At 74.2% G+C, this 25,781-nt stretch carries 19 protein-coding genes; 10 read left to right on the top strand and 9 right to left on the bottom strand.

Features of this window, described 5'->3' with window-relative positions:
• Positions 1 to 116: 116 nt before the first annotated feature.
• The gene (locus tag DMH08_RS03960) at positions 117 to 1,475 is read right to left on the bottom strand and encodes an LVIVD repeat-containing protein (protein ID WP_051300401.1); all 1,359 of its coding nucleotides are present in this window, start codon (positions 1,473 to 1,475) and stop codon (positions 117 to 119) included.
• 246 nt (positions 1,476 to 1,721) lie between these two features.
• Here DMH08_RS03960 and DMH08_RS03955 point away from each other — a divergent pair, with 246 nt between their 5' ends.
• The gene (locus DMH08_RS03955; RefSeq protein ID WP_125611765.1) at positions 1,722 to 2,366 is read left to right on the top strand and encodes a DUF305 domain-containing protein; all 645 of its coding nucleotides are present in this window, start codon (positions 1,722 to 1,724) and stop codon (positions 2,364 to 2,366) included.
• A 44-nt stretch (positions 2,367 to 2,410) separates the two neighbouring features.
• Here the strand turns inward: DMH08_RS03955 and DMH08_RS03950 are convergent, their stop codons facing one another.
• Positions 2,411 to 3,295, bottom strand: a complete 885-nt coding sequence (locus DMH08_RS03950) for an SDR family oxidoreductase (protein WP_125611763.1) — start codon at positions 3,293 to 3,295, stop codon at positions 2,411 to 2,413.
• 2 nt (positions 3,296 to 3,297) lie between these two features.
• The gene (locus DMH08_RS03945) at positions 3,298 to 4,557 is read right to left on the bottom strand and encodes an MFS transporter (RefSeq protein ID WP_199747605.1); all 1,260 of its coding nucleotides are present in this window, start codon (positions 4,555 to 4,557) and stop codon (positions 3,298 to 3,300) included.
• A 451-nt stretch (positions 4,558 to 5,008) separates the two neighbouring features.
• Here DMH08_RS03945 and DMH08_RS03940 point away from each other — a divergent pair, with 451 nt between their 5' ends.
• The 3 genes from DMH08_RS03940 to DMH08_RS03930 are packed head-to-tail and all read left to right on the top strand — an operon-like array spanning position 5,009 to position 8,813.
• Positions 5,009 to 5,647, top strand: a complete 639-nt coding sequence (locus tag DMH08_RS03940; protein WP_125611761.1) for a hypothetical protein — start codon at positions 5,009 to 5,011, stop codon at positions 5,645 to 5,647.
• Complete coding sequence (locus DMH08_RS03935) at positions 5,644 to 7,626, top strand: GMC family oxidoreductase (RefSeq protein WP_125611759.1); 1,983 nt, start codon at positions 5,644 to 5,646, stop codon at positions 7,624 to 7,626. The genes DMH08_RS03940 and DMH08_RS03935 overlap by 4 nt, the downstream gene beginning before the upstream one ends.
• Positions 7,623 to 8,813: a ferritin-like domain-containing protein gene (locus tag DMH08_RS03930; protein WP_125611757.1), complete on the top strand. Its 1,191-nt coding sequence runs from the start codon at positions 7,623 to 7,625 to the stop codon at positions 8,811 to 8,813. Before DMH08_RS03935 ends, DMH08_RS03930 begins: the two co-directional genes overlap by 4 nt.
• Positions 8,814 to 8,905: 92 nt before the next feature.
• Here the strand turns inward: DMH08_RS03930 and DMH08_RS03925 are convergent, their stop codons facing one another.
• Both DMH08_RS03925 and DMH08_RS03920 read right to left on the bottom strand, forming a co-directional pair.
• Complete coding sequence (locus tag DMH08_RS03925; protein WP_026401544.1) at positions 8,906 to 9,955, bottom strand: LLM class flavin-dependent oxidoreductase; 1,050 nt, start codon at positions 9,953 to 9,955, stop codon at positions 8,906 to 8,908.
• Positions 9,956 to 10,233: 278 nt separating this feature from the next.
• Entirely contained in the window at positions 10,234 to 10,719 is a 486-nt protein-coding gene (locus DMH08_RS03920; protein ID WP_064743530.1) for a MarR family winged helix-turn-helix transcriptional regulator, read from the bottom strand.
• Between the two features lie 105 nt (positions 10,720 to 10,824).
• Between DMH08_RS03920 and DMH08_RS03915 the strand changes: the two genes are divergently transcribed.
• Positions 10,825 to 12,912 carry an MMPL family transporter gene (locus DMH08_RS03915; protein ID WP_125611755.1) on the top strand — a complete coding sequence of 696 codons (2,088 nt, stop codon included), beginning with the start codon at positions 10,825 to 10,827 and terminating at the stop codon, positions 12,910 to 12,912.
• Between the two features lie 19 nt (positions 12,913 to 12,931).
• Here the strand turns inward: DMH08_RS03915 and DMH08_RS03910 are convergent, their stop codons facing one another.
• Both DMH08_RS03910 and DMH08_RS03905 read right to left on the bottom strand, forming a co-directional pair.
• Positions 12,932 to 13,789 (bottom strand): phytanoyl-CoA dioxygenase family protein, encoded by an 858-nt coding sequence (locus DMH08_RS03910; protein ID WP_026401546.1) that lies wholly within the window; start codon positions 13,787 to 13,789, stop codon positions 12,932 to 12,934.
• A 34-nt stretch (positions 13,790 to 13,823) separates the two neighbouring features.
• Positions 13,824 to 14,798 carry a Gfo/Idh/MocA family protein gene (locus DMH08_RS03905; protein ID WP_125611753.1) on the bottom strand — a complete coding sequence of 325 codons (975 nt, stop codon included), beginning with the start codon at positions 14,796 to 14,798 and terminating at the stop codon, positions 13,824 to 13,826.
• A gap of 85 nt (positions 14,799 to 14,883) precedes the next feature.
• Between DMH08_RS03905 and DMH08_RS03900 the strand changes: the two genes are divergently transcribed.
• On the top strand, positions 14,884 to 16,308 hold the full coding sequence (locus tag DMH08_RS03900) for an NDP-hexose 2,3-dehydratase family protein (protein ID WP_051300403.1): 1,425 nt from the start codon (positions 14,884 to 14,886) through the stop codon (positions 16,306 to 16,308).
• Between the two features lie 9 nt (positions 16,309 to 16,317).
• Complete coding sequence (locus tag DMH08_RS03895; protein ID WP_026401548.1) at positions 16,318 to 17,091, top strand: NAD-dependent epimerase/dehydratase family protein; 774 nt, start codon at positions 16,318 to 16,320, stop codon at positions 17,089 to 17,091.
• A 72-nt stretch (positions 17,092 to 17,163) separates the two neighbouring features.
• Here the strand turns inward: DMH08_RS03895 and DMH08_RS03890 are convergent, their stop codons facing one another.
• The gene (locus DMH08_RS03890) at positions 17,164 to 18,384 is read right to left on the bottom strand and encodes a nucleotide disphospho-sugar-binding domain-containing protein (RefSeq protein WP_125611751.1); all 1,221 of its coding nucleotides are present in this window, start codon (positions 18,382 to 18,384) and stop codon (positions 17,164 to 17,166) included.
• Positions 18,385 to 18,561: 177 nt separating this feature from the next.
• Here DMH08_RS03890 and DMH08_RS03885 point away from each other — a divergent pair, with 177 nt between their 5' ends.
• Positions 18,562 to 20,388, top strand: a complete 1,827-nt coding sequence (locus tag DMH08_RS03885; protein WP_125611749.1) for an AfsR/SARP family transcriptional regulator — start codon at positions 18,562 to 18,564, stop codon at positions 20,386 to 20,388.
• 652 nt (positions 20,389 to 21,040) lie between these two features.
• On the top strand, positions 21,041 to 22,924 hold the full coding sequence (locus DMH08_RS03880) for an AfsR/SARP family transcriptional regulator (RefSeq protein ID WP_158642245.1): 1,884 nt from the start codon (positions 21,041 to 21,043) through the stop codon (positions 22,922 to 22,924).
• Between the two features lie 237 nt (positions 22,925 to 23,161).
• On the opposite strand, the gene DMH08_RS42295 is transcribed toward DMH08_RS03880, so the two are convergent.
• The gene (locus DMH08_RS42295) at positions 23,162 to 24,451 is read right to left on the bottom strand and encodes a cytochrome P450 (protein ID WP_199747604.1); all 1,290 of its coding nucleotides are present in this window, start codon (positions 24,449 to 24,451) and stop codon (positions 23,162 to 23,164) included.
• 217 nt (positions 24,452 to 24,668) lie between these two features.
• On the opposite strand from DMH08_RS42295, the gene rfbB reads away from it, so the two are divergent.
• The gene (gene rfbB / locus DMH08_RS03865) at positions 24,669 to 25,691 is read left to right on the top strand and encodes a dTDP-glucose 4,6-dehydratase (RefSeq protein WP_199747603.1); all 1,023 of its coding nucleotides are present in this window, start codon (positions 24,669 to 24,671) and stop codon (positions 25,689 to 25,691) included.
• Positions 25,692 to 25,781 lie beyond the last annotated feature (90 nt).

Genomic DNA, 25,781 nt, shown 5'->3' with positions numbered 1-25,781 from the left:
GGGCGAGCCGGACGAACGAGGCGGACGGGGCGGCCCGCCCGGGCCGTCCCCGGACGCGAAACGGTCCCCGCCCCCGCCGAGCCGTGCTCGGCGAGGCCGGGGCCCGTCCCGTCAGGTCAGTCGAAGTAGTTCGGCTGCGACTGGGCGTTCAGCTCGTCGAGCCGGACCCGCTTGGCCTTGTCGGTGCGGCGGTCGCGGATGTCGATGACGTCCAGGCCCCGCTGGATGCCGTTGGAGTAGATGTAGCCGTTGTAGTAGTACGTCGACCACGTCCCGGCCAGGACGCTCAGGTCGTCCGCCCACGGGCCGCGGTCGAAGTGGGCGATCTCCTTCGGGTTCCGCGAGTCGGTGAAGTCCATGACCGAGATGCCGCCCTGGTACCAGGACTGCACCATGATGTCCTTGCCCTTCACCGGGATCAGCGAGCCGTTGTGGGCCACGCAGTTCTCGCTGTCGGTGTTGTGGCGCGGGATCTTGAAGTAGCTGCGGAACTTCAGTTTCCGCTTGTCGCCCTTGCCGACGATGTCGTAGATCGCGTTGGCGCCCTTCTCCGGGCCCACCTCGGCGTTGCAGGTGGCGGCGGAACCGCCGCCCAGCTCGTCGGTGAAGACGATCTTGTTGGCGCGGTTGTTGAACGTCGCCGAGTGCCAGAACGCGAAGTTCTCGTCGTCGCGCACGGTGGTGATGGTGCGCGGCCTGACCGGGTCGGAGATGTCGAACAGTACGCCGTCGCCCATGCAGGCCCCGGCCATCAGGTCCTTGTCCGGGTAGGCGGTGAGGTCGTGGCAGCCGGACGTGGCGCGGGTCTCGTTCGGCCACGGCGTGCCCGGCGGGTCACCGGGGTTGCCGCCGTCCGGGAACAGCACCGGCTCGGCCACCACGTGCGCCGCGCGCGGATTCTTCAGCGGGACCTTCACGACCGAGATGAGGTCGTGCGGGGTCCGGCAGTCCGGATACGTGTCGCTCGGGGAGTACGAGGACACGTAGATGTACGCCGTGCCCCGCTTGCCCGGGACGAGGGTGTTGGTGTGGGAGCCGCACTTGGTCTCGACGGCCTTGACGTAGCGCGGGTTGCGCACGTCGCTGATGTCGAAGATCTTGATGCCCTCCCACGCCGACTTCTCGGTCGCGGGCTTGGGCACGGACCGGCACGAGTCGTCGCTCCGCGAGCTGTCCGTCGACAGGAACAGCAGGTTCCCCGAGATCGACACGTCGTTCTGGGAACCCGGGCAGTGCACGACCGTGACGACCTTCGGCCGCGTGGGCCGGCTGATGTCGTAGACCGTGAAGCCCTCGTAGTTGCCGCCGAAGGCGTAGCGGCCCTGGAAGGCCCAGTCCGAGCCGTAGGCGTTGGGAGCGGCGAGCGGCCCCTGCTTGGGGATGTTCGCCACGAGATGCATGTTCCGGCTCTTGTCGATGTCGTCCCGGCCCGGAGCGCCGTCGGCCGAGGCCGACGGGACGAGCACGGCCGACATCACCAGCAGGAGGGCCGAAACGGTGCCGACGAGGGTTCTGCGTCCGGTTCTTCGCTTGGGAACTTGCGCCACCCCATGACTCCTTTGTCTACACGCCCCCGGTGTACAGGATCTGATCTTCCGGAGTATCTAGCGATATGGAGTCCATGCCTAGGTCTGAACGCAAATGTAAGCCTCTAGAGATCAAACGACCTTTTGGTACTGACCACTCAGTGGGTACGGTTCGGGCTGGAATCGGGAGGTTCGATGCGGCAACGGATCTTGGTGGCGTGCGCGGTGGTCCTGCTGGCCGCCGGGGCCGTGGCGTTCTTCGGCGGCGAGGACGGGCCCGAGCCTGCGCCGAAGCGGACCGTGCTGGTCCCGGACCGTCCGGGCGACCCGAACGAGACCCGGGTCGCGGGCCCGAGCGAGGCGGCGCCGCCGACGGCGGCCGAGGTCCGGTTCGTCCAGATGATGATCCCGCACCACGCGCAGGCGCTCGAGATGTCCGGGCTGGCGCCGTCCCGGGCGTCCGACGAGCGGGTGCGGTCGCTGGCCTCCCGCATCGAGGCGGCGCAGAAGGTCGAGATCGACGCGATGCGCTCGTGGCTCGACGAGAACCCCGAGGCCGTCCTGAAGGCGCACGGCGACGGCCACGGCGGGCGGCACACCGCCGGGGACATGGCGGGGATGGCCACGCCGCGGCAGCTCGAGCGGCTGCGGGGCTCGACCGGCGCGGCGTTCGACGAGCTCTTCCTGCAGCTGATGATCACCCACCACCAGGGCGCGATCACGATGGTCGACGACGTCCTGGACAAGGGGACGGACGTCACGGTCCAGGAGATGGCCCGCGACGTCCAGTCCACCCAGGCGGCCGAGATCGAGCGCATGCGCGGCCTGCTGGACGGCTGACCGCCCTGGACGGCCGCCCGCGCACCGCCCGCGGAGGGCCGCCCTCAGCCGCGCCCGGTCCCGCCGAACGCCGCCGCGTGGTCGCGGACGAAGTCCGCGACGTCGCGCGGGGGACGGCCGAGGAGCTCGGCGGCCGTGCCGGTGGTGAAGTCGCCCCAGCCGGAGGCGTACGCCCGCGCGTACTCCTCGAGCATGTCCACGATCCAGACCGGGACCCCGTGGCCGAGCAGGGCCTTCCGCTTGGCGTCGTCGCCGACCGGCACGTACGCGACGGGCCGGCCGAGGGCGCGGCCCGCCCGCTCGGCGACCTCGTCGAACGTCAGTGGGCTCGGGCCGGTGAGCGTGTACGTCTCGCCGTGGTGGCGGTCCGGGTCGTCCAGGAGCACGCGGGCGGCGCACTCGGCGATGTCGCGGGCGTCGATCATGCCGACCCGCGCCGACGCCATGTTCAGGGAGAACCGGCCCGTGGCGGCGATGTCGGCCGCCTCGTTCAGCAGGTTCTGCATGAACCAGTGCGGCCGCAGGATCGTCCAGCGCATGCCGCACCGCTCGGTCTCGCGGTCGGACAGCGCGTGCAGCCTGCCGCTGCGGTTCGGCGCGTCGTGCGCCGCGCCGACGACGGACAGGCGCACGACGCGTTCGGCGCCGGCCCGCCGCGCGGCCCACACCGCGTTCGAGCTGTGCTCCGGGGTGCGCGGCCCGTTCGGGACGAGCAGCCACACGTCCTGCACGCCCTCGAAGGCGCGCTGCAGGGACCGGGGGTCGCCGAGATCGCCGGCGACGACCTCGGCCCCCCGCGCCCGCGGGCCGTCTGCCCCGGCCGGGTCGCGGACGAGCGCGCGCAGGCGCACGCCGGCTCCCGCGAGCGCGTCCAGCAGCGCGGTGGACACGGTTCCGGTCGCTCCGGTGATCAGTACGGTGCGCGGCATGCTCATTCTCCTTCGGCGGTGGCGGTGAGGGCGGGGACGCGGGTCGGATCGCTCTCCGGTTTCGCGGCGGCGGCCCGGCGGACGGTGAGGCGCTCCAGGACCCAGAGCACGACGGTGCCGGCGGACAGCGCGGTGCCCAGGGCGCACACGCCCGTCCAGCCGCCGTGCACCCAGACCGCCGAGGTCAGCGCGGAGCCCGCCGCGCCGCCCAGGAACATGGAGGTCATGAACGCGGAGTTGATGCGGTTGCGGGCCTCGGGCCGCAGAGCGTACAGGACGTTCTGGCCGCTGTTCAGCACCGCCTGGTGCGCCAGGTCCAGGACGATCACGCCCGCGAGCAGCCAGGCGAGCGCGTCCGCCCCGGCGGCGATGAGCGGCCATGAGGCGAGCAGGAGGAGGGCGCCGGCGCCGGAGACCCGCTGGACGTGCCCGCGGTCGGCCAGCCGTCCCGCCACCGTGGCGGTCAGCGCGCCGGCGGCGCCGACCAGCCCGAACAGGCCGATGGCCGACTCCGACCAGCCGTACGGCGCCCGCACCAGCAGGAACGTCAGCGCCGTCCACAGCACGCTGAACGAGGCGAGGCTCAGCGCGGCCATTCCCGCCCGCCACCGCAGCAGGGGCTCGTACCGGAACATCGCGGCCGTCGAGCGCAGCAGCCCCGGGTAGGACGGCCGTTCGCCGCCGCCGCCGAGCCGGGGCAGGAAGCGGTGCAGCAGCACTGCCATCAGCGCCATCAGGATCGCGCTCACCCAGTAGACCGTCCGCCAGCCGCCCAGCTCCGACAGCGCTCCGGACGCGGTGCGCGCCAGCAGCAGCCCGAGCATCAGGCCGGTCATCACCGTCCCGACCACCCGGCCGCGCTCGGCCGGGGCGGCCAGCGTCGCCGCGAACGGCACCACGACCTGCGCGCCGACCGAGGTCAGCGCGGTCAGCGCCGTGCTCGCCAGCAGCACCGTGCCGTTGGGGGCGGCGGCCGACACCAGTAGGAACAGCGCGGTCGCCGCGTACAGCGACACCGCCAGCCGCCGCCGCTCCAGCAGGTCGCCGAGCGGGACGAGCAGGACCAGCCCCAGCGCGTACCCGCCCTGCGCGGCGGTCACGACCAGCGCCGCGAGGGAGGTCCCGATCGCCAGTTCGCGGGCGATCAGGTCGAGCAGCGGCTGCGCGAAGTAGTTGCCCGCGACCGCCAGCCCGGTCGCCGTCGACATGAGCAGGAGCAGCCCGCGCGGCAGCGCTCCGCCCGGATGGGATCTCGTCGTCATGCCGCCAGCCTCGGGGACGGACTATCGATGAGTCCAACACATGTTGTTCATCGGATTGATCGCACAACGCGATGGATCCCCGTCCGCACGGTGACGGGCGGGTGCACTGCGGCACCACGACCCAGGACACCATGGACACCGGGCCGGCAGTGGCGTTCGGGGGCGCGCTGGCGGCCCTGACCGGCGCGAACGCCAGGGTGGTGACGGCGCGCGCCCCCACGCCCGGCAGGCCGTCATCTTCGAATCGGTCAATCGATCGACTGGGTTTCCCGCGGCGTCTGGGGAGTCGACGAGGTGCGTCTTCGTTTCCGCAGGTGCGAGGGTGCGGATGGGGGTGGGGCCGCATGTGCAGCCGCCAGGCAAGGGGAATGTGACTTTAGGTAGTCGATCGGCGACTCTAGGCTGATCTTCGGAACGTGCCCGAAATGAACGAGCGAGAAGGCGGGGCGACATGGCCATCTCCGCGGACGCGCGCGAGTTCGTCCGATCGTGCGTACCCCTCACCGGCTTCGCCGAGTACGACCTCTACGGGACCGGCATGGCGGAGCTCTATCTGGACACCGCCCGCGCGCAGGTGGGGGAGGAGCACTTCGCCGGGTTCCTGCGCGCGTGGGCCGCCGCCGTCGAGGCGGGCGGGGGACCGGAGGCGCTCTCCCCGACGCACCTGGAGATCGCCCGCGCGGTGACCTACCTCTGGTACACGGGCGCGTGGCCGCGGATGGCGCCGGCCGCGCACGCCGCCCTGCGGCGGGAGAAGGCCAACGTCGAGTTCGTCGCCGCCCCCGCCGCTTACACCGAGGGCCTGGTGTGGCGCACGTTCGACGGACATCCCGCCGGGGCCGCGCCGCCCGGGTACGGGACGTGGAGCGTGCGTCCGCCGCGCCCGCGCACGCTCGCCGAACTGCGGCGCGAGGCGGGGACGGACGCGCCCCCCGAAGAGGCCGCCGAAGAGGCCGGCGAGGGAGCCGCAGGGGAGGCGGTGCCCGCCGCCAAGCTCCCCGGCCCGCTGCTCGCGCGCGGCACCGCACCGTCCACCGTCCCGACCGCGGCCGACGCGCCGGGAGACGAGATGCCGGGAGACGACACATGACGGCGCCACCGACCGTGCCGCCCGCGGCGGCGGCCCGCCGCCACTACGACGCCGTCGTCGTCGGAGCCGGCTGGGCCGGCAGCCTCATCGCCCGGCGGCTCGGCGAGAAGGGCTGGGACGTGCTGGTCCTGGAGGCCGGCGGCGGCGGCACCGAGACCTGGCCCGGCTACCTGGACTCCCTCGACACGTTCTACTCGGCCGTCGCGAAGGTGCCGAACTCGGCGTACCGCCCCAACAAGGCCGTGCCGTCCCCCGACGTCCTGGACATGGCGCCGGTCCGCGCCGCGGAACCCGGCGGGAAGGAGTTCACGGCGGACGGGTACTTCGTCCAGGAGGGCCCGCTTCCCTACGGCACCGACTACCTGCGCGCGCTCGGCGGCGCGGGCATGCACTGGCTGGGCGCCGTCCCGCGCATGCACCCCGACGACTTCCGCGTGCGGACCGCGTACGGCTACGGGCGCGACTGGCCCCTCACCGCCGCGGACCTGCAGCCCTACTACGCGCGGGCCGAGCGGGAGATGGGCGTGGCGGGGGACGCCGCGGAGCAGCGCCGGCTCGGCGTGGTGGGCGACCCCGCGTACGTCTACCCGATGCACACCGTCCCGCCCAGCTACATCGACCGCTACTGCGCCGAGCGGCTCGACGGCCACGTCGTCACGGAACCGGTGGGCGGGCAGGCCGGCGAGCTGCGGGTGACCGCCCTGCCGCAGGCCCGCAACAGCACTCCCGACCCGGCGTACGACGGCGGCCGGGGGTACCGGCCCGCGGGTGCGTCCGGGCTGCCGAACTACGGCGAGCGCTGCGTGGGCAACGCCAGTTGCGTCCCGATCTGCCCGGTCCAGGCGAAGTCGTCCCCGCTGCGGGTGCAGGCGGGGTTCGGCGGCAACGTGACCCTCGCGACGCGCTCCGTCGTCACGCGCGTGCTCCGGGGGCGCGGCGGGACGGTCCGGGGCGTGGAGTACCGCTCCTACGGCGACCCGGCCACGCCGGTCAGCGAGCCGTACACCGCGGAGGCCGACATCGTCGTGCTCGCCGCGCACGCCGTCGAGAACGCCCGCCTGCTGCTGTTCTCCGGACTCGCCGCCACCAGCGGCCAGGTCGGCCGGAACCTGATGGACCACCCCACCATGCTGGCGTGGGCGCTCGGCGCCGAGGCGGACGGCCCCGTCGGCCCCTACCGCGGTCCCGGCCACACGTCCGGCGTGGAGGTGTTCCGCTTCGGCGACGCCCGCCGCGCGCGGGCCCCGTTCCGGATCGAGCTGAGCAACTGGGGGTGGAGCTGGGCGACCGGGGCGCCGATGAGCAACGTCGCCGCCGCGCTGGGCGTCGGCGGCACGGCGGACGGCGAGGTGCGGCCGGACCGCACGTTCGGGCCCGAGCTGCGCCGGCTGCTGGGCTCGGTGATCGGGCGGCAGCTCCAGCTGCAGATCGCGATCGAGCAGTCCGCCGACCCGGCCAACCGCGTCACGATCGACCCGCGCCGGTACCGGGACCCCATGGGCAACCCCCGCCCGGTCATCGCCTACGACCTCGACGGCCACGTCCGCGACGGCATGGTCGCGGCCCGGCACGTGGCCCGCGCGATCTTCGCGCGGCTCGGCGCGACCGACTTCACCACCTACCGCCCGCAGGACGGCGTCCCGCCCATCGGCCACCTGACCCGCACCTACGGCGGCCGGGAGGTGCACCTGGCGTACCGCGGCGCCGGCCACGGCGCCGGCACCCACATCATGGGCACCGACCCGAACACCTCGGTCGTGGACTCCTACCAGCGCACCCACGACCACCCCAACCTCTACGCCGCGGGCTGCGGCTCGATGCCGTCCATCGGCACCAGCAACCCCACGGTCACCATGGCGGCGCTGGCGCTGCGCAGCGCCGACCGCATCGACCGGCAGCTGGCCGACCTGCACCGGCCCGTCGCCGTGCGGGGCCCGGCCCCGCGGGACCCCGCCGCCCGGCAGGAGGCGACATCGTGATCACCGCCCGCGCCCTGCACGCCCAGGGCTTCAAGATCCCCGAGACCGTCCCGGAGCTGCGGACGTACCTGCAGGCCGCCATCGAGGTGGAGCACCTCACGATCCCCGTCTACATGACCGGGATGTACACGATCCGCGCGGGGACGAACCGCCGGGCCTCCTTCACCCTCCGCGGCGTCGTGCTGGAGGAGATGCTGCACATGACGCTGGCCGCGAACCTGCTCAACGCGGTCGGCGGCGAGCCGAACGTGGCGCATCCCGAGTTCGTCTCCGAGTACCCGGCCAGGCTGCCGTTCAGCAGCGGGACGATCCCGGACATCGGGCTGCGGCACTTCTCCCCGGAGGCGCTCGAGACGTTCCTGCGAATCGAGAAGCCCCGGTCGCTCCTCCCGGACCCGGGCGGCGATCCCGGGTGGACGTCCATCGGCCAGTTCTACGACGCGATCCGGCGCGGCTTGGTCGCCCTCGTCGACGCGCACGGACCGGCGGCGGTCTTCACCGGCGACGCCCGCAGGCAGGTCGGCCCCGAGGACTTCTACAACTCCGGCGGCGAGGCGTTCGCCGTCACCGGCCTTCCCACGGCGCTGAAGGCGATCGAGGTGATCGGCGACCAGGGGGAGGGTACCGACGACACGATCTTCACCGACGACGACCGCGTCTTCGGGGAGCAGCGCCAGCTCGCCCACTACTTCCGGTTCAACGAGATCTACACCGGGCGGAGCTACGGGCCGCACGACCTCCCGTCCACCCCGCCCAGCGGCCCGCTGCTGGACGTCGACTGGGACGAGACCTACCCCATCCACGGGGACTCGAAGGTGGAGGACTACCGGGAGTACGAGGCGACGAGCGCCGTCTACCGGGAGGCCGTCGAGTTCAACACCTGCTACGCGAAGCTGCTCGGTTTCCTGCACTCGGCCTTCAACGGCCGCCCGCGCCACATGGCGCTGGCCGTTCCCACCATGCTCGAACTGCGCGACCGGGCCCGGTGGATGTACCGCAACCCGCACCCGGACCCGGTCCTCGCCGAGGAGGGGTGCCACGCCAGCCCGACCTTCGAGCTGGAGCAGGCCCACTTCGACGAGGCCGGCGAGACCGTCCGGCGCGCCGTCGACGCCGCAGGTCTCCGGACGGGCGGCCCCGTCGACCTCGGCGCGCTGGCCGCCGCCCCCGGCCGGCGGTTCGCCTGACCGGCCGCCCGCCCTCGGAGTCCTCCTCCGGCGCACGCCGCCGGAGGAGGACCCGGAGCCCCCGGTGCCGGTGCCGGCACCGGGGCCCGCGGTCACGCGAACGCGGGCATCAGGTGCTCGTGGATCAGGCGGAGCTGGCCGTCCACGCCGGGGACGCCGGTGAGGTCGCGGCCGGTGAAGGACTTCACCAGGACGGGGTCCGTGATCGCGCAGATCATGTGGTTGACCCCGGTCGGGGCGATGTCGCTCTCGATCCGGGCGCGGACCTCGTCCGGGGTGCCCGCCAGGGACAGCTTCTCGGTGATCTCGGGCGTGGTCAGCTCGATGCCCTTGGCGAGGTCGCCCGCGCCGATGGCCTCGATGATCGGGGCCATGTCCGCCGGGTCGACGCCGTTGCGCTCGAGTTGCTCGGGCGGCATCGCCGACGCGTACAGCCCGACCATGCTGCGGGCCGCCTCCTTCGCCGCCGCCGAGTCCGGACCGACCGCGAACACCACCCAGGCTCCGACGTCCAGCGACCGCCAGTCCTTGCCCGCGCGCTCGGCGCCCGCCCGGAAGTGCTCGACCGCGTACTCGTAGGCGCCGCGCGAGTAGCTGAGCGCGTGGTGCACGCCGTCGGACAGCTCGCCGGCCGCCTCGAACGACTTCGGCCCGCGCATCGCGCCGATCTTCACGGGCAGCCGCTCCTGGACGGGGCGGGCGAAGGTGAACAGGCCGTCGTAGGAGTAGAACTCGCCGTCGCGGGTGATGGTGCCCTCGTCCAGCAGGGTCCGGACGACCGCGACGGCCTCCTTCACCCGGGTGAGCGGCTTCGTCCGCGCCCAGTCGATCTTGTACTGGGCGAGCACCCCGAAGTTGCCGCTGCCGAGGACGACCTCGGCGCGGCCGCCGGTGAGCTCGTCGAGGGTCGCGGCGGCCTGCGCGATCAGGGACGGCTCGCGCAGGGTGACCGCGGACACCGACGGGCCCATGCGGATCTGCGAGGTGCTCGCCGCGGCGGCGGCGAACAGCAGCCACAGGTCCTTGTGCCACGGCTCGTCGGCCGCGTACACCGCGTGGAAGCCGAGCTCGTCGGCGAGCTTGATGGAGGCCAGCGACTCCGCGACCGGGTGGTCGGGGAGCATGGCGTAGCTGAACTTCACCGAGGAACGTCTCCTTGAAGTGCGCATTCGCGCACGGTCGGGGGGCGGGAGATCTTCGACGCCAGTTTGCTGAACGCCGCGAGCCTACGCAATTTGGCGGTCGAAATGGCTTCTGACCTGCATAGATGCCGCGTCGTGCCTTTTCCTGAAATGGCCCACGAATAACCGCCTGTTTTCTGGGCAGTTCCGAACCATCGGATATCGATCAGGGGGCGGACCGCCGATACCGTCGGCCCGTCCGAGACGCGACCGACGATCGGGAGACCCGGCGCCCCGCGCTAGGGAGCATGCCGGTCGTCGCCGAGCCCGTGGGACAGCTCCGTGAGGAACCGGACGATCGTGTGCAGTTCGGTCTCGTCGAAGCCGCGGCGGACGTCCTCGGTCGTGCGGGCGAGCGGCCGGAAGTGCTCGCGGGCGAGGGCGCGCCCGGACTCGGTGTACCGGAGCCGGACGATCCGCGCGTCGTCCGGGTCGCGGACCCGCTCGATGTGGCCGCCGCGCTCCAGCCGCCGGAGGCACGCGCTGATCGCCCCGGACGTGAGGGCGAGGTGCCGCTGCAGCTCGCCGGGCGTGGTGGCGATGCCGTCGAGGAGCGCGGCCAGCGCCTGCACGTCGGACTGGTGCAGGCCCTGCGCGCGGGCGAAGTCGCGGGTGGCGCGGCCGAGTTCGGCGTTCATCCGGCGGAGGAGCTCCGCGAGGGTGCGCAGGTCGGTGCCGGGATCCGGCGGCGGGCCGGCCGGGCGCGGGGAGGTGGGCGAGGACACGCTCCCCAGAATAGCGTTATCTCAATTATTGAGGTAACTTTCCGTGTGCCCTCGCCGAGCGGAGCGCGTCCGCGCCCGCCCGGTCCCGCGACCCCAGGAACGGAAATGCCCGCACCACGAGCCGCACGCTGGTCCGTCCCCGCACTGCTCCTGCTCGCCTGGCTCGTCGTCGGCGGCGTGTTCGGGCCGTTCGCGGGCAAGCTCGGCGAGGTCTCGACGAACGACCAGTCGTCCTTCCTGCCGACCAGCGCCGAGTCCACGCGGGTCCTGGAGGAGCAGGCCGCCTTCGAGCGCGACCGGACGTTCCCCGCGATCGTCGTCTGGACGTCCGGGGACGGCGGGGTCACGCCCGAGCAGCGGACCGCGGCCGCGGCGGCGCTCGGCTCCCTGCGCGGCGCCCCGTACATCGCGGGCGAGCCGTCGCCGCCGATCCCCGCCGAGGACGGCGCCGCCATGCAGGCCGTCGTGCAGATCCCGGCCGACGCCGGCGACCACGTCGCCGACACCGTCGACCGCATCCGCGACGCCGCGGAGCGGGTGCCCGGGACCAGCGCGTACGTCGGCGGGCCCGCCGCGACGCAGGCCGACCTCGGCGACGCCTTCGCCGGGATCGACGTCCTGCTGCTCGGCGTCGCCGTCGGGGTCGTGCTGGTGATCCTGCTCGTGGTGTACCGCAGCGTGCTGCTGCCCCTGGTGATCATCCTCGGCTCGGTGTTCGCCCTCGCGCTGGCGTGCGCGATCGTGTACGGGCTCGCCCGGCGGGACGTCGTGACGGTCGACGGGCAGGTGCAGGGCATCCTGTTCATCCTGGTGATCGGCGCCTGCACCGACTACGCGCTGCTGCTGTCCTCCCGCTACCGCGAGGAACTCGCCGCCGGCACGGGACGGCTGCCCGGCGTGCTGGCCGCGTGGCGCGGGTCGGCCGGGGCGATCGCCGCCAGCGCCGGGACCGTGGCCGCCGGGCTGCTCGCGCTCCTGCTCAGCGACCTGTCCAACAACCAGGCGCTCGGGCCGGTCGGCGCCATCGGCATCGGCTGCGCGCTGCTCAGCGCACTCACCTTCCTGCCCGCCGTCCTCGCCCTGCTGGGGCCCGCGGCCTACTGGCCGGCGAAGCCGCACACCGGCCGCTCCGCCCACCCCGTCTGGGAGCGCGTCGCCCGCCTGGTGGACCACCGGCCGCGCCGCCTCTGGGCCGGCTCCCTGATCGTGCTGATCGCGTGCGCGGCCTTCATGCCGCAACTGCGCTCCGACGGCGTGCCGCTGAGCGAGACGTTCGTCGGCGGGGCCCCGTCGGTGACCGCCCAGGAGGTCCTGGACGAGCACTTCCCCGGCGGCCAGGGCAACCCCGCCGTCGTGCTCACCGACGCCGCCGCGGTGCGGCAGGTCGTGGCCGCGGCCGAGCGCACCGACGGCGTGTTCGGCGCGGCGCCGCGGACCGAGGGGCGCCCGGGCGCCGGCGAGCCGCTCGTGGTGGACGGCCGCGCGCTGGTGGACGTCACGCTGAGCGACGCCGCCGACAGCGAGGCCGCGCGGGACGCCGTCGAGCGGCTGCGCGGCAACCTGCACGGCATCGACGGCACCCTCGTCGGCGGCTACACCGCCCAGCAGGTCGACACCCAGGCCGCGGCGCAGCACGACCGCACGGTGATCGTCCCCGTCGTGCTCGCGATCATCGTGGTGATCCTGGTCGTCCTGCTCCGCTCGCTGCTGATGCCGCTGCTGCTGGTCGCGACGGTCGCGCTCAACTACCTCGCGACGCTCGGGGTGGCCGCGCTCGTCTTCCGGCACGTGCTCGGCTTCACCGGCACGGACGCCTCGGTGCCGCTGTACGGGTTCGTCTTCCTCGTCGCCCTGGGCGTCGACTACAACATCTTCCTCATGACGCGGGTCCGGGAGGAGTCGCTGCGGCACGGGCCGCGCGAGGGCGTGCTGCGCGGGCTGACCGCCACCGGCGGCGTCATCACCTCGGCGGGCGTGGTGCTCGCCGCGACGTTCGCCGCCCTCGTGGTCATCCCGCTCGCGTTCCTCGTCCAGATCGCGTTCATCGTCGCGTTCGGCGTCCTGCTCGACACGCTGGTGGTCCGCTCGCTGCTGGTGCCCGCGCTCGTCCGGGACGCGGGCCCGGTCGTGTGGTGGCCCGGCTCCCTGTGGCGCCGCCGCGACCGCGCCCCCGCCCCGTCCCCGGACGCCTGACCGCGCCCGGCCCCGCGGATCAGAGGCGGCCGGCCGCCAGCGCGTCGAGGGGGTCGCGCAGCTCGTGGGCGCCGAGGAAGCCGCCGCCGGACGCCAGCGCGTCGTGCGCGCCGTAGCCGAGCAGCTCCTGGGCGCGGCGCGGCAGGCCGCGGGCCAGGTCCGGCGGGACGCTCAGGTAGTGGTTCTCCTCGGTGCGCAGCCACCCGGCGACGTAGCTCATGTGCATGCCGCGCCGCCACCGGTCCGCGGTGGTGTTGCCGCCGCCCGCGTGGACGGTCGAGCCGTAGTAGACGACCGCCGAGCCGGGCGCCATCTCGGCGGCGACCAGCTCGTCCTCGGACGGTTCGCGGCCCTCCGGCCACCGGTGGCTGCCGGGCGCGACGACCGTGGCGCCGTTCGCCGCGGTGAACTCGCTCAGCGCGATCACGGTCGACAGCTCGATCTCCGGGTGCGGGGAGGGCAGATGGGACCACACGATCTCGTCGCGGTGCGTCCACTGCCGTTCGGCGCCCGGCCCCCGGTCGAGGACGTGGGCGACGTTCAGCAGGTAGCTCGCGCACGCCGGGAGCAGCACGTGGTCGGCGATGGCGAGCAGCACCGGATGGACGAGCACCTCGGAGGCGAACACGCGCGACCGTCCCGCCACCCCGGTGACGTGCCGGGTGCGCTCCCCGAAGAACGCCGCGACGCTCTCGTTGATGAACGCCGCGTCGTGCCCGGGGGCGGCGGCCTCGAGCACCGGGTCCAGTTCGGCGTTGAACCGGGCGAGCAGGTCCGGGTCCAGCAGGTCCTCGACGATGACGACGCCGTCCCGTTCCAGGGCGGCGATGACCGTCCCGGCGGGCGCGGCCGCCGGGACCCTCTCTACCTTCGACATGCCCGCCAGCGTGCGCCCGGCGGCTCAAGGACGGCTATCGTTCCGCTCGCGTCCCGCCCGCCAGCGTCCGGACGTCCTCCAGCAGCCGCGCCTGCCGCTCGATCGCCGCGCCGTGCGGGGCGTGCTCCCCGGTGCGGACGGCCGCCGCGAACGCGCTCACCATGCCCCGGAACTGGTCGTCGGCGTCCAGCACCCGCTCCTCGCGGAGGTCCCGGCGCTCCAGCCGCAGCACGGGCCGGACGGTCGGCGGCGGCGTGAACGCCCAGTCGAGCGCGATCCGCCCCGCCGACCCCCACACGGCGTAGGCGCAGCGGTAGTGGTGGTCGAAACCGAACGTGCAGTGCGCGGTGACGCCCGCGCCGTCGCGCAGGAGCGCGGCCCCGTCGACGTCGATGCCGCGGTCGTCGCGGCGCAGCGCCGCGCCCGCGACCTCGGCGTCCGGCCCGAGGAACAGCTGCGCGGCCCGCACCGGGTAGGTGCCGGTCTCCAGCAGGCACCCGCCGCCGAGCGCCGGGTCGTACCGGACGGCGTCCGGCGGGCCCGGCGGGATGCCGAACTCGGCGGTCACCGACCGGACCTCGCCGATCGCGCCGTCGGCGATGAGGCGGCGGACGGCGTCGTGCTGCGCGTGGTGCAGGAACGCGAAGTTCTCCATCAGCAGCAGCCCGCGCCCGCGGGCCAGCGCCACGAGGTCGCGGGCGGTGCCGGCGTCGCCGGTCAGCGACTTCTCCACCAGCGCGTGCTTGCCCGCGCGCAGCGCCGCCGCCGTCCACTCCGCGTGCATCGACAGCGGCAGCGGCACGTACACCGCGTCGACGTCGCCGCGGTCGAGCAGCGCCGCGTACCCGGCGACGCCCGCGGCCCCGAACCGCGCGGCGAACCGCTCCGCCCGCGCGCCGTCGCGGCTCGCGACCGCGGTGACGCGGTGCCCCGCCGCCGCGATCGCCGGGATCGTCTTGCGCGCGGCGATGTCCGCGCAGCCCAGCACACCGAACCGGATCTCGTCCATGAGGCTCCTTTCCGCCGTCAGCGTCGCCGGGGAGGCTCGATTCCGGGTCGAGCGGTCTTCGAGAGCCGTTCCGGACGATGACGGCATGCCCAAGCTGACGGTAGGTCCATCCCAAGGAGTGCGGTCCGCCGCCGAGTTCACGGCCTGGTTCGACGAGCGTCGAGGGGCCGGCTCGTTCGAGGTGACGCCCATCCCGTTCCAGGAGACGCGCGGCTGGGGCTTCGACCCCGACACCGGGAACCTGCGGCACGACAGCGGCCGGTTCTTCTCGGTGGAGGGCGTCTCGGTCCGCTCCGAACTCGGCCCGGTCACCGCCTGGTCGCAGCCGATCATGGTGCAGCCCGAACTCGGCATCGTCGGGATCGCGCTGCGCCGCACGGCCCGCGGCTGGGAGGCGCTGATGCAGGCGAAGATGGAGCCGGGCAACGTCAACACGCTCCAGCTCTCGCCGACCGTGCAGGCGACGCGCAGCAACTACACGCGGGTGCACGCGGGGAACAGCGTGAAGTACCTGGAGTACTTCACCGGGCAGGCGCCGTCGCGCATGCTCATCGACGTCCTGCAGTCCGAGCAGGGCTCCTGGTTCTTCCGCAAGCGGAACCGCAACATGATCGTCGAGGTGGAGGGCGACGTCCCGGCCGACGAGGACTTCCGCTGGGTGCCGCTCGACGTCCTGTACGAGCTGCTGCACGAGCCGAACGTCCTCAACATGGACAGCCGGTCGGTCATGGCGCACCTTCCGCTCGTCCTGCCCGACCGCGCGTCCGGCGGGATCGAGGGGGACGGCTTCCGCGCGGCCCTCGCGCGGTCGTTCGCGCCCGACGCCCGCCCCCTGCACCCGGTCGGCGACCTGCTGGACTGGCTGACGTCGGCGAAGGCCCGGCACACCGTCACGGTCGAGCGCGTCCCGCTGCGGCGGGTGGAGCGCTGGCACCGCACGGACACGACGATCAGCCACGACGAGGGACGGTACTTCGACGTCATCGCCGTCAACGTGGAGGCGAGCACTCGGGAGGTCCGGGGGTGGACGCAGCCGCTGCTGCGGCCCACCGGCCACGGCATCGTGGCGTTCCTCGCCCGGCCCATCGACGGGGTGCTGCACGTGCTCGTGCACGCCTGGGTCGAGCCGGGCTACGTGGACCTGCTGGAGCTGTCGCCGACCGTCCACTTCAACCCGGGCAACTACAAGGACCTGCCGCCCGAGATCCGCCCGCCGTTCCTGGACTACGTCCAGTCGGCGGACCCCGGCCGGGTCCGCTACGACGTCCTGCTGTCGGAGGAGGGCGGGCGGTTCCACCACGCCCAGAACCGCTACCTCGTCATCGAGGTCGGCGACGAGATCGACGAGATCATCGGCGAGCTGGACGACTACCGCTGGATGACCCTGCACCAGCTCACCGGGCTGCTCCGGCACAGCCACTACCTGAACATGCAGGCCCGCAGCCTCATCGCGTGCCTGCGGTCGATGGCGCCGGGGCCGGTGCCCGCCGGTCCGGCGCCCGCGGGCTGAGGAGCGGCCGTGGAGATCGTGGGGCGCGGCTTCATCGCGCGCAACCTGCGGCCCATCTCCGGGTCGCACGACGACGTGGTGGCGTTCGCCGCCGGGGTGCCGACGACGAGCACGACGCTGGACGACCAGTTCCGCCGCGAGGCGGTGCTGCTCTACGACGTCGTGCGCCGGTGCAAGGCGGACGGGCGGCGGCTGGTGTTCTTCTCCACCTGCTCCGCCGCGATGTACGGGGTGCCGGACTGCCTGCGCCGCGAGGACGCCCCGGTGTTCCCGCTGTCGGCCTACGGGCGGCACAACCTGGCGATGGAGGGCGTCCTCGCCGCCGCGGGCATCGACTACCTCGTCATCCGGCTGACGCATCTGGTCGGCCCGTTCCAGCGCCCGCACCAGCTGTTCCCGCACCTGGTGCGGGGCGCGCTGGGCGGGTCGCTGACCCTGCACCGGGGCGCCCGCCGCGACCTGCTCGACGTCGTGGACATGGTGGCGATCCTCGACACGCTGCTGTTCCGGGGGGTCGGCCGGCGGGTCGTCAACATCGCCTCCGGGGTGCCGGTGCCGATCGAGGACATCGTCGCCCACATCGAGCGGCGGCTCGGCCGCACCGCCGACAAGCACTGGGTCGACCCGCCGGACGGGAACATCGAGGAGCCGGTGGACCTCACCCGGCTGACGTCCCTCGTGCCCGGGGTCGCCTGGATGGGGTTCGGCCCCGACTACTACCGCTCGGTCATCGACCGCTACATCGGCGCCTACACGCGCGACGCGCTGCTCCGCGCGTCCTGACGCCGGGGCCCGACACGCCGCCGCCGCCCGCCCGGGACCGGGCGGGCGGCGGCGGCGTGTCGGCGCGGCACCTCACCCCACGGGCACCGGTCCGGCGGCGGCTCCGGCGGGGACGCCCGCCGCGAGGCGCTCCAGGTCCGGGACGACGGCGGCCGGCGCGGGCTGCGCGCGCACCTCGGCGCGCAGCGCGGCCGTCCGCTCGCCGAACCGCGGCTCCGACAGCAGCCGCACCAGGTCCGCGCGCAGCGCCGCCGCGTCCGTCCCGGTGGCCTCCCGGACGATCCCCGCCCCCGCGGCCGCGATCTTGTGGCCGTGCAGCCGGTGGTCGGGCAGGTGCCCGACGACGAGCTGCCGGACGCCCGCGTCCAGCGCGGTCAGCGTGGTGCCGCCGCCGCCCTGGTGGACGATCGCCGAGCAGTGCCGCAGCAGCATGTGCAGCGGGACGGACTCGGCGACCCGCACCCCGTCCGGCAGGTCCCCGTACAGGGGGCGCTGCTCGGGCGTCGTCGCGACCACCACCTCGACGTCCAGCTCGGCGGCGGCGGCCACCGCGGCGGACCCGTGGAAGTAGCCCTCGGCCGCGTACTGCCCGCCGGTCGTCCCCCACGTGACGCAGATCCGGGGGCGGCGCGGCGGCGCGAGCGTCCAGTCCGGCTCGGCACCCGGCCCGTTGTAGGGGACGTAGCGCACGGTGCGGCGCGGGATCGGCGCGGGGATCTGCAGCGACGGCGGGAACGGGTCGAGGGTGAGGTCGCCGAGGTCGTCGAAGCCGGGCAGCCCGAGCCGGCCGAGCAGCGGGCCGAACTCGGGGACGTCGCCGAGCAGCCCGGGGTCGCGGTGGCGGTCGCCGTAGGCGAGGTCGACGCCCCACAGGTGCCGCGCGGCCGGGACGTCCAGGGCGGCGGCGGCCAGCGCGCCCGCGTAGGCCATCGGGTCGAAGACCACCAGGTCGGGGCGCCAGGCGCGGCCGAAGCCGAGCAGGTCGTCCACCATGGCGTCGGCGACGCGCGCCCACGTCCCGATGGCGCGCAGGACGCGCTCCCGGTGCGGGGCCGTCCACCGCCGCTCGTCCGCGGCGCCGCCGTCGCCGGACGCGGCGCTGCGCCGGGCCGCGGCCATCACGTCCACGTCCCGGCCGACGGCGACGGCGGGCAGCCCGGAGCGGACGGTCGCCGCGACGTGCCCGGGCCGCGACGCCACCCGGACCTCGTGCCCGGCGGCGCGCAGCGCCCAGCCGAGCGGGACCATGTGCAGGTAGTGGGTCGGCCATGTCCATGTCATCAGCACGCGCATGCCCGGACCGTCGCGCGGGACGCTCGAAGACGCCTGGAGTTCCCGGCGAGCCGCAGGTCACGGGGCCGCCCGCCGGCGGGCGCGCCGCTCCCTTCGAGGCGGCTTCGAGGGGAATTCGAGCAGTCGATGTGACTGTGCGGGCATCCGGTACGGGGGGCGCGTGAGAGCAGCCGTGCGATGAGCGATGGACGAACGACATACGGGGTGCTCGGCCCGCTGAGCGTCCGGCGCGACGGTGGGAACGTCACGCCCACGACGCCGAAGCTGCAGGCCCTGCTGACCCTGCTCCTGCTGCACCACAACCGCGTGGTGCAGATCCCGGAGCTGATCGAGGAGCTGTGGGGGGACGGCCCGCCGCACAGCGCGGCGTCCACGGTCCAGACGTACGTGTACAAGCTGCGGCGGATCCTCGGGGGCGACAACGTCCTGCTGACCAGGTCGCGCGGCTACCAGCTGCGGATCGCCCCGGACGACCTCGACCTGTGCCGGTTCGAGCGGCTGAGCGAGCAGGGCCGGCGGATGCTGGCGCGGGGCGACGCGGCGGGCGCGCGGACGACGCTGGCCGAGGCCCTGTCGTGGTGGCGGGGCCCGGCGCTGGCGGGCGCGGCGCCCGGCGGGTCGCTGGCGGCGCACGCCATGCGGCTCGAGGAGCGGCGGCTGACGACGCTGGAGTGGCGCATCGAGGCGGAGCTGGGGCTCGGCCGGCACCGCGAGGTCATCACCGAGCTGCGGCGGCTCAGCGCCGACCATCCGACCCACGAGGGCCTGACGCACAAGCTCATGACGGCGCTGTCCCACTCGGGGCTGGGCCGCGAGGCCGCCGAGGTGTACCGGCGCGTCCGCCGCACCCTGGCGGGCGAGCTGGGCCTGGAGCCGTCGGAGGCGCTCCGGCGGCTGTACCTCGCCCTCGACGACGACGGCGCGGACGGCCGGGACGGCTCCGGCGGCCGCGGTGCGGGGGGCGGCCGCCTGCCGGGGGCCGGGAGCGCGCCGCGGAGCGCGCCGCCGGGCGGGCTGCGGCCGCCGCCGGTGCCGGACCCGTTCGTGGGGCGGCGCGGCGACCGCGGCACCGCCGTGGGGATGCTGCTGGAGCACGGCGAGGCGGCGGTCGCGACCCCGATCGTGGCGCTCGCGGGGATGCCGGGCATCGGCAAGACGGCGCTGGCGGCCGAGATCACCCGCCGGGTCGCGCGCCGCTTCCGGGGCGGCACGCTGTTCGTGCCGCTGGGCGGCAGCGGCCCCGACCCGATGCCGGTGGACGCCGCGCTGGAGCGGATGCTGTGCGCGCTGGGCGTCCCGTCCCGGCAGCTTCCGGCGGAGACGGCGGAGCGCTCGGCGCTGCTGCGGACCGTGCTGGAGCGCCGCCGCACGCTGCTGGTGCTCGACGACGTGGCGTCCGCGGCGGACGCGCGGCTGCTGCTGCCCGGCTGCCCGCTGAGCGCGGTGCTGGTGACCGGCCGCGTCCCGCTGTACGGGCTGGCGGGCGCGCGCGTCCTGCGGCTGGACGGGCTGTCCCGCGACGACCTCGTCCGGTTGCTGGCCGCGGCCGGGCGGCGCGGCCAGGGGGAGCGGCGCGGGATGGAGCGGCTCGCGCGGCTGTGCGCGGGCAGCCCGCTCACGGCGCACGCCATCGCCGGGAGGCTGCGCGAGGACCCGTCCCTGCCCGCCGGCGCGCTCGCCGACCGGCTGCTGGGCGCGCGGCGCCCGCTGGACGAGCTGGGCGCGGGCGGGGAGCGGCTGCGGGCGCTGTGCGCCTCGATGTACGCGCGCCTGTCGGAGGACGAGCGCGCCGCCGTCCGCCGGCTCGCGGAGCTGGAGCCGGGCCCCGCCACGGTGGCGGACGCGGCGCGGGCGCTGGGGACCGACGAGCGCGCCGCCGAGGCGATCGTGGCCGTCGCGGCCGAACATTGTTTCCTCGTGATTACGGGGTACACCGGCGAGGGGCGGATGCGTTACCAATTCGCAGCCTTCGCCTACGCCTTCCTCGCCGAATACTTCGGCTGAGCCGCCGCGGGGCCCGCGAGAATCCGTAATACCGGATTTCATTCGATTACGGACACTCTGCGGCGGGGCGTGGAATCGCTCCCGAGCCGCCGCGGAACCGCTCTCGATCGAGAAACCGGCGAGGTCCCGGGCGCACCGGCGGTCCCGGCCGCCGCCCCGCGTCCCGTCTCGCGGTACGGGTTTCGGACCGACCGCATTCCGAAGATCCCTGTCATGCACTGACGGCATTCGTCGACGGCGCGAGCCGACTCGTGTGAACGGGCGTCCAGGGGCGCTCCCGTGTCGGACCGTGCCACCGGCCGGGTTTCGGTCCCCGACCGAAACCCGGGAGGGGAGACTCCGGCGCGCAAGTGTCATCTGTCACGGGTCCCTTCCGTGCACCGAAGGTTCGTCTTTCAATTGTCTTAGCTTTGCGAACGATTAGCGGCTTTGCTGGTTCCTGACCCTATAAGTCCTAGACTGTCGAAATATGTACTGATAAAGTCCGACCGGCGCTATCAGATGATCGTCACGTTGACCGGGCGTGGAGATCTCCGGCGCCAGGTCTCGATCGAGACCGCATCCGTCCGATGCCGCCCCGGCGGAGGCCGCCACCCGGCCGGCCGGCGCGGCGGATCGCCGGATGATCCCGGGTTTCACCATGGGAGGCAGCATGGAATTCAAGATCCTCGGGGGTCTTGAAGTACTCCACGACGGCCGAGACATCACCCCGACCGCACCAAAACTGCGGAGGGTGCTGTGCTTCCTGATTCTCCATCCGAACCAGATCGTGCAGACCGAAGCGCTCATCGACGAACTGTGGGGCGACTCGCCCGTGCGCAGTGCGATGACCACCATGCAGACCTACATCTACCTGCTCCGGAAGATCATCAACGAGGAACTCGAACCGGACGCGGGGGAGCGGTTCCTGCTCACCCGGCCGTCCGGTTACATGGCCGCGGTCCCCAGCGACCACATCGACCTGTTCCGGTTCGAGGCGCTCACCGAGCGCGGGCGGGCGGCGCTGCACGGCGGTGACCCCGAAACGGCGGCGGACCTGCTCAGCGAGGCGATGGGCCTGTGGCGCGGAGCCGCGCTGGCGGACGTCCGGACGGGCCGGCTGCTGCAGGCGCACGTGACCCGGCTCGAGGAGAGCCGCATCCGGACGCTGGAGATGCGGATCGAGGCGGACCTGCGCTGCGGCCGGCACCGGGAGCTGATCAGCGAACTCAAGGCGCTGACCGCCGAGCACCCCTACCACGAGGGCTTCCACCGCCCGCTGATGCTGGCGCTCTACCGCTCCGGCCGGCAGTGGGAGGCGCTCAACGCCTACCGGTCGCTGCGCGAGGTGCTGGTCGGCGACCTGGGGCTGGAACCGTCGCAGGAACTCGCCGAGCTGCAGCAGGCGGTGCTGACCGGCGACCCGTCGCTCGACCTGCCCCGCGACGCCGGCCGCGGGCCGCTCGGCCCGGCGCGGCAGCGCCCCGCCACCGCACCCGCCGGACCGCGCCCCCCCGCCCAGCTCCCGCCCGACATCGCCGACTTCACCGGGCGCGCCCGGTCGCTGGACGCCGTGCTCGGCATGCTGTCCGGCCCGCCCGCCGGCACCGGCGCGCCCGCCGCGGCCCTGACCGGGGCCGTGGGGACCGGCAAGACCGCCCTCGCCGTGCACGCCGCGCACCGGGTCCGGGACGCCTTCCCGGACGGCCAGCTGTACGTCGACCTGCGCGGCTCCGGCACCGACCCCGCCGACCCCGCGACGGTCCTGTACGGGTTCCTGCGGGCGCTGGGCGTCGCGGCCGAGGAGATCCCGCCGGACCGCGCCGGCCGCGCCGAGCTGTACCGGCGGCGGCTCGAGGGGCGCCGGACGCTGGTCCTGCTGGACGACATGGGCGACCGGCCGGGCACCGCCGACCTGCTGCCCAGCGACCCGGGCTGCGCGCTGATCGCCACCATGCGGGGCGTCCCCCCGGAACCGCTGCGCGACCGCGAGGTCGCCGTCGGCGAGCTGTCGGCCGAGTCCGCCCGCGTCCTGCTCGGCCGGGTCGTGGGACGGCAGCGGCTCGCCGACGAGACCGAGGCCGCGGACCGGATCGTGCGGTACTGCGGGCGGCTCCCGCTCGCGGTGCGCGCCGCCGGGGCGCGCCTCGCGGCGCTGCCGTTCCTGAGCCTGGCCGCCTACGCCGAGCAGCTCGCGGTCGAACGGCAGCGGCTCGCCCAGCTGCGCTCGTCCGACTTCGACCTGCGCGCCCAGCTCGAGGCCGCCTACCGGCGGCTCGGCGAGGCGGACCGGACGGCGCTGCGCTGGCTGAGCCTGCTCTCCGGCTCCGCCTTCACCCCGCGCGGGTGCGCCGCCCTGATCGGCACCGACCGGGCGCAGGCGTCCGACGTGCTGGAACGGCTCACGGCCGCGCGCTTCCTGCGGGAGACACCGATGTACGAAGGCTCCGACCCCGGCGCCGAGCACCGCGTCTACCGCTGGACGTCCGAACTCCACCGCATCATGGTGTGCGACCAGGTGGTCGAGTCGCTGTCGGAGAGCCTGCGCGCAAGCTAGGGCCGGTGATGATGGCCCGTCGGGGACACGGGCCATCATCACCGGCGGTCCAAGGGGCGGGAACAGGACGCGCCGCGCGCGGCACCGCCCGCCTCACCGGCCGTGTCACCGGCCGTGTCACCAGCCGTGTCACCAGCCGTGTCACCAGCCGTGTCACCAGCCGTGTCACCAGCCGTGTCACCAGCCGTGTCACCAGCCGTGTCACCAGCCGTGTCACCAGCCGTGTCACCAGCCGTGTCACCAGGCTATGGGCAGCCGTTCCGGACCGCGCACCATCCCCCCGCCGCGCCAGCGGACCTCGGCGTCCGGCACCGCGAGCCGCAGCGCCGGCAGGCGCCGCACGAGCGCGGCCAGCGCCTCCTCCAGCTCCACCCGGGCCAGGGAGGCGCCCAGGCAGTGGTGCGGCCCGTGCCCGAACGCCAGGTGCGGGTTGGGGCTGCGCGTCAGATCGAGCCGGTCGGGTTCGGCGAACACCGCCGGGTCCCGGTTCGCCGACGTCGTGGCCGGCAGCACCGCCTCGCCCGCCCGCACGGTGACCCCGGACCCCGGCGGGCCGAGCCGCACGTCCCGCGTCGCGACCCGGATCGTCCCCCCGGCCGCCGAGACCGCGACGTGGCGCAGCAGCTCCTCCACCGCCGTGCGCAGCGCGGCCCGGTCCGCCAGCCGCGGGTCGAGCATCCCGTCGCGGCGCAGCAGCGCGTGTACCGACCCCGCGACCATCCCGGCGGACGTCTCGAAGCCGGCCACGAGGATCGTCAGGCCGAGCGCGACCAGCTCGGTCTCGGTCATCCGGTCCTCGTCGCGGGCCCGCACCAGCGTGCCGAGCAGGTCGCCGGACGGCTCGGCGCGCCGCAGCGCGACCAGCTCCGCGAGGTAGCCGCGCAGCTCCTTCGCCGCCCGCTCGGTCTCCTCCGGCGGCGTCGCGGCGCCGCCCAGGTAGGCGGCGCTCAGCGCGGCGAAGCGGTCCTGGTCGGGACGGGGCACGCCGAGCAGCTCGCAGATCACCGTCATCGCCAGCGGCCGCGCGTACCCGCCGACCAGGTCGGCGGTCCGGGACCCGGCGGTGAGGCCGTCGAGCAGCTCGTCGGCGATCGCGGCGACCCGGACCCGCAGCGCCGCGACCCGGCGGTGCGTGAACGCGCCCGCCACGATCCGCCGCAGCCGCGTGTGCTCCGGCGGGTCCAGCGTCGTGATCGACCCGGACTCCAGCGGGACGCGGCGCAGCCGGGGCGCCCCCGCCGCGGCCGCGGCGGCGCGGCTGAACGCGGCCCCGGCCAGCACCTCCCGGTTCTCGGCGTACCGGGTGACGAGCCAGGCGTCCGTCCCCGACGGCAGCCGCACCCGAGCCACCGGCCCGGCCGCGCGCAGCCGGCCGAACTCGGCGGCCGGGTCGGGGCCGTCCGGGACGGGGAACGGGAACGGCGGCGGTTCGGGCGCCGCCTCGTCCCGCACGGGCTCCGGTGGCACGGCCTGTTCCGGCATGACCTGTTCCGGCATGACCTGTTCCGGCATGGCCTCTTCCGGCATGGGCTCCCCCTTCGGATGTCGGCGCCCAGCGTGCTCCGCGCCGGTCGAGCCTCGGTCGAGCCCCTTCCGCGGACCCGCCGAGGCGCCGGTCGAGGGCCCGGTCGAGGGCCCGGTCGAGGGCCGGTTCAGCGGATCTCGAACGGCTCTCGACCCCCGCCGCCGAGTCTCCTCGCATAGGGACGTCCGTCCCGTCTTCACTGCGGAGGGATTGAGAACCGTGCGGCTGCTCGTCACCGGCGGTGCCGGATTCATCGGCTCGCACTACGTCCGGAGCGCGCTGGAGGGAAGGCTGACGGGAGGTGACCCGGTCGACGTCACGGTCGTGGACAAGCTGACGTACGCGGGGAACCTCGACAGCCTGAACCTGGCCCATCCGCGGCTCCACTTCGTCCACGGCGACATCTGCGACGGCGGCCTGATGATGGACCTGCTGCCGGGCCACGACGCCGTCGTCCACTTCGCCGCCGAGTCGCACGTCGACCGGTCCATCTCGGGCGCCGCCCAGTTCGTCACCACGAACGTCGTCGGCACCCACACGCTGCTGGAGTGCTGCCTGCGCACCGGGGTGCGGCGGTTCGTGCACGTCTCGACCGACGAGGTCTACGGATCGGTCGAGCACGGGCGGTCCGACGAGCGGCACCCGCTGGAGCCGAACTCCACGTACGCGGCGTCCAAGGCGTCCAGCGACCTGCTCGTCCGGGCCTACCACCGGACGCACGGGCTGGAGACGTCCGTCACGCGCTGCTCCAACAACTACGGCCCCTACCAGTTCCCGGAGAAGGTCATCCCGCTGTTCGTCACGAACCTGCTGGACGGCGAGGACGTCCCGCTGTACGGGGACGGGCATCACGTCCGCGAGTGGATCCACGTGGACGACCACTGCCGCGGCCTCCAGCTCGTGCTGGAGCGCGGCCGTCCGGGCGCGACCTACAACATCGGCGGCGACACCGAGCTGTCGAACCTCGAGCTGACCGAGCTGCTGCTGGACGCCGTCGGCGCGGACCGGAGCCGGATCCGCCGGGTCGCCGACCGCAAGGGCCACGACCGCCGCTACGCCCTGGACGACCGGCTCATCCGCGACGAGCTGGGCTTCCGGCCGCGCGTCGCGTTCGCCGAGGGGCTGGCCGAGACCGTCCGCTGGTACCGGGAGAACCGGGACTGGTGGGAGCCGCTGAAGAAGCGCGCCGCGCTGTCCCCGCACCGTCCGCTGCGGGAGGCCGCGGCGGCGCTGCCCGCGTGACCGGCGGGCGCACACGTTCCGACGACCTCCAGGGAGACACCATGACGTCCAGCAAGGCGACCGAGCTCGCCGCCGAGCCCGCCCCCGCCC

It is taken from the genome of Actinomadura sp. WAC 06369, assembly GCF_003947565.1.
GTDB classification, from domain to species: Bacteria; Actinomycetota; Actinomycetes; order Streptosporangiales; family Streptosporangiaceae; genus Spirillospora; species Spirillospora rifamycini.
The sequence above is the reverse complement of the archived record's forward strand: the minus strand, read 5'-3'. Positions and strand labels throughout refer to the sequence as shown.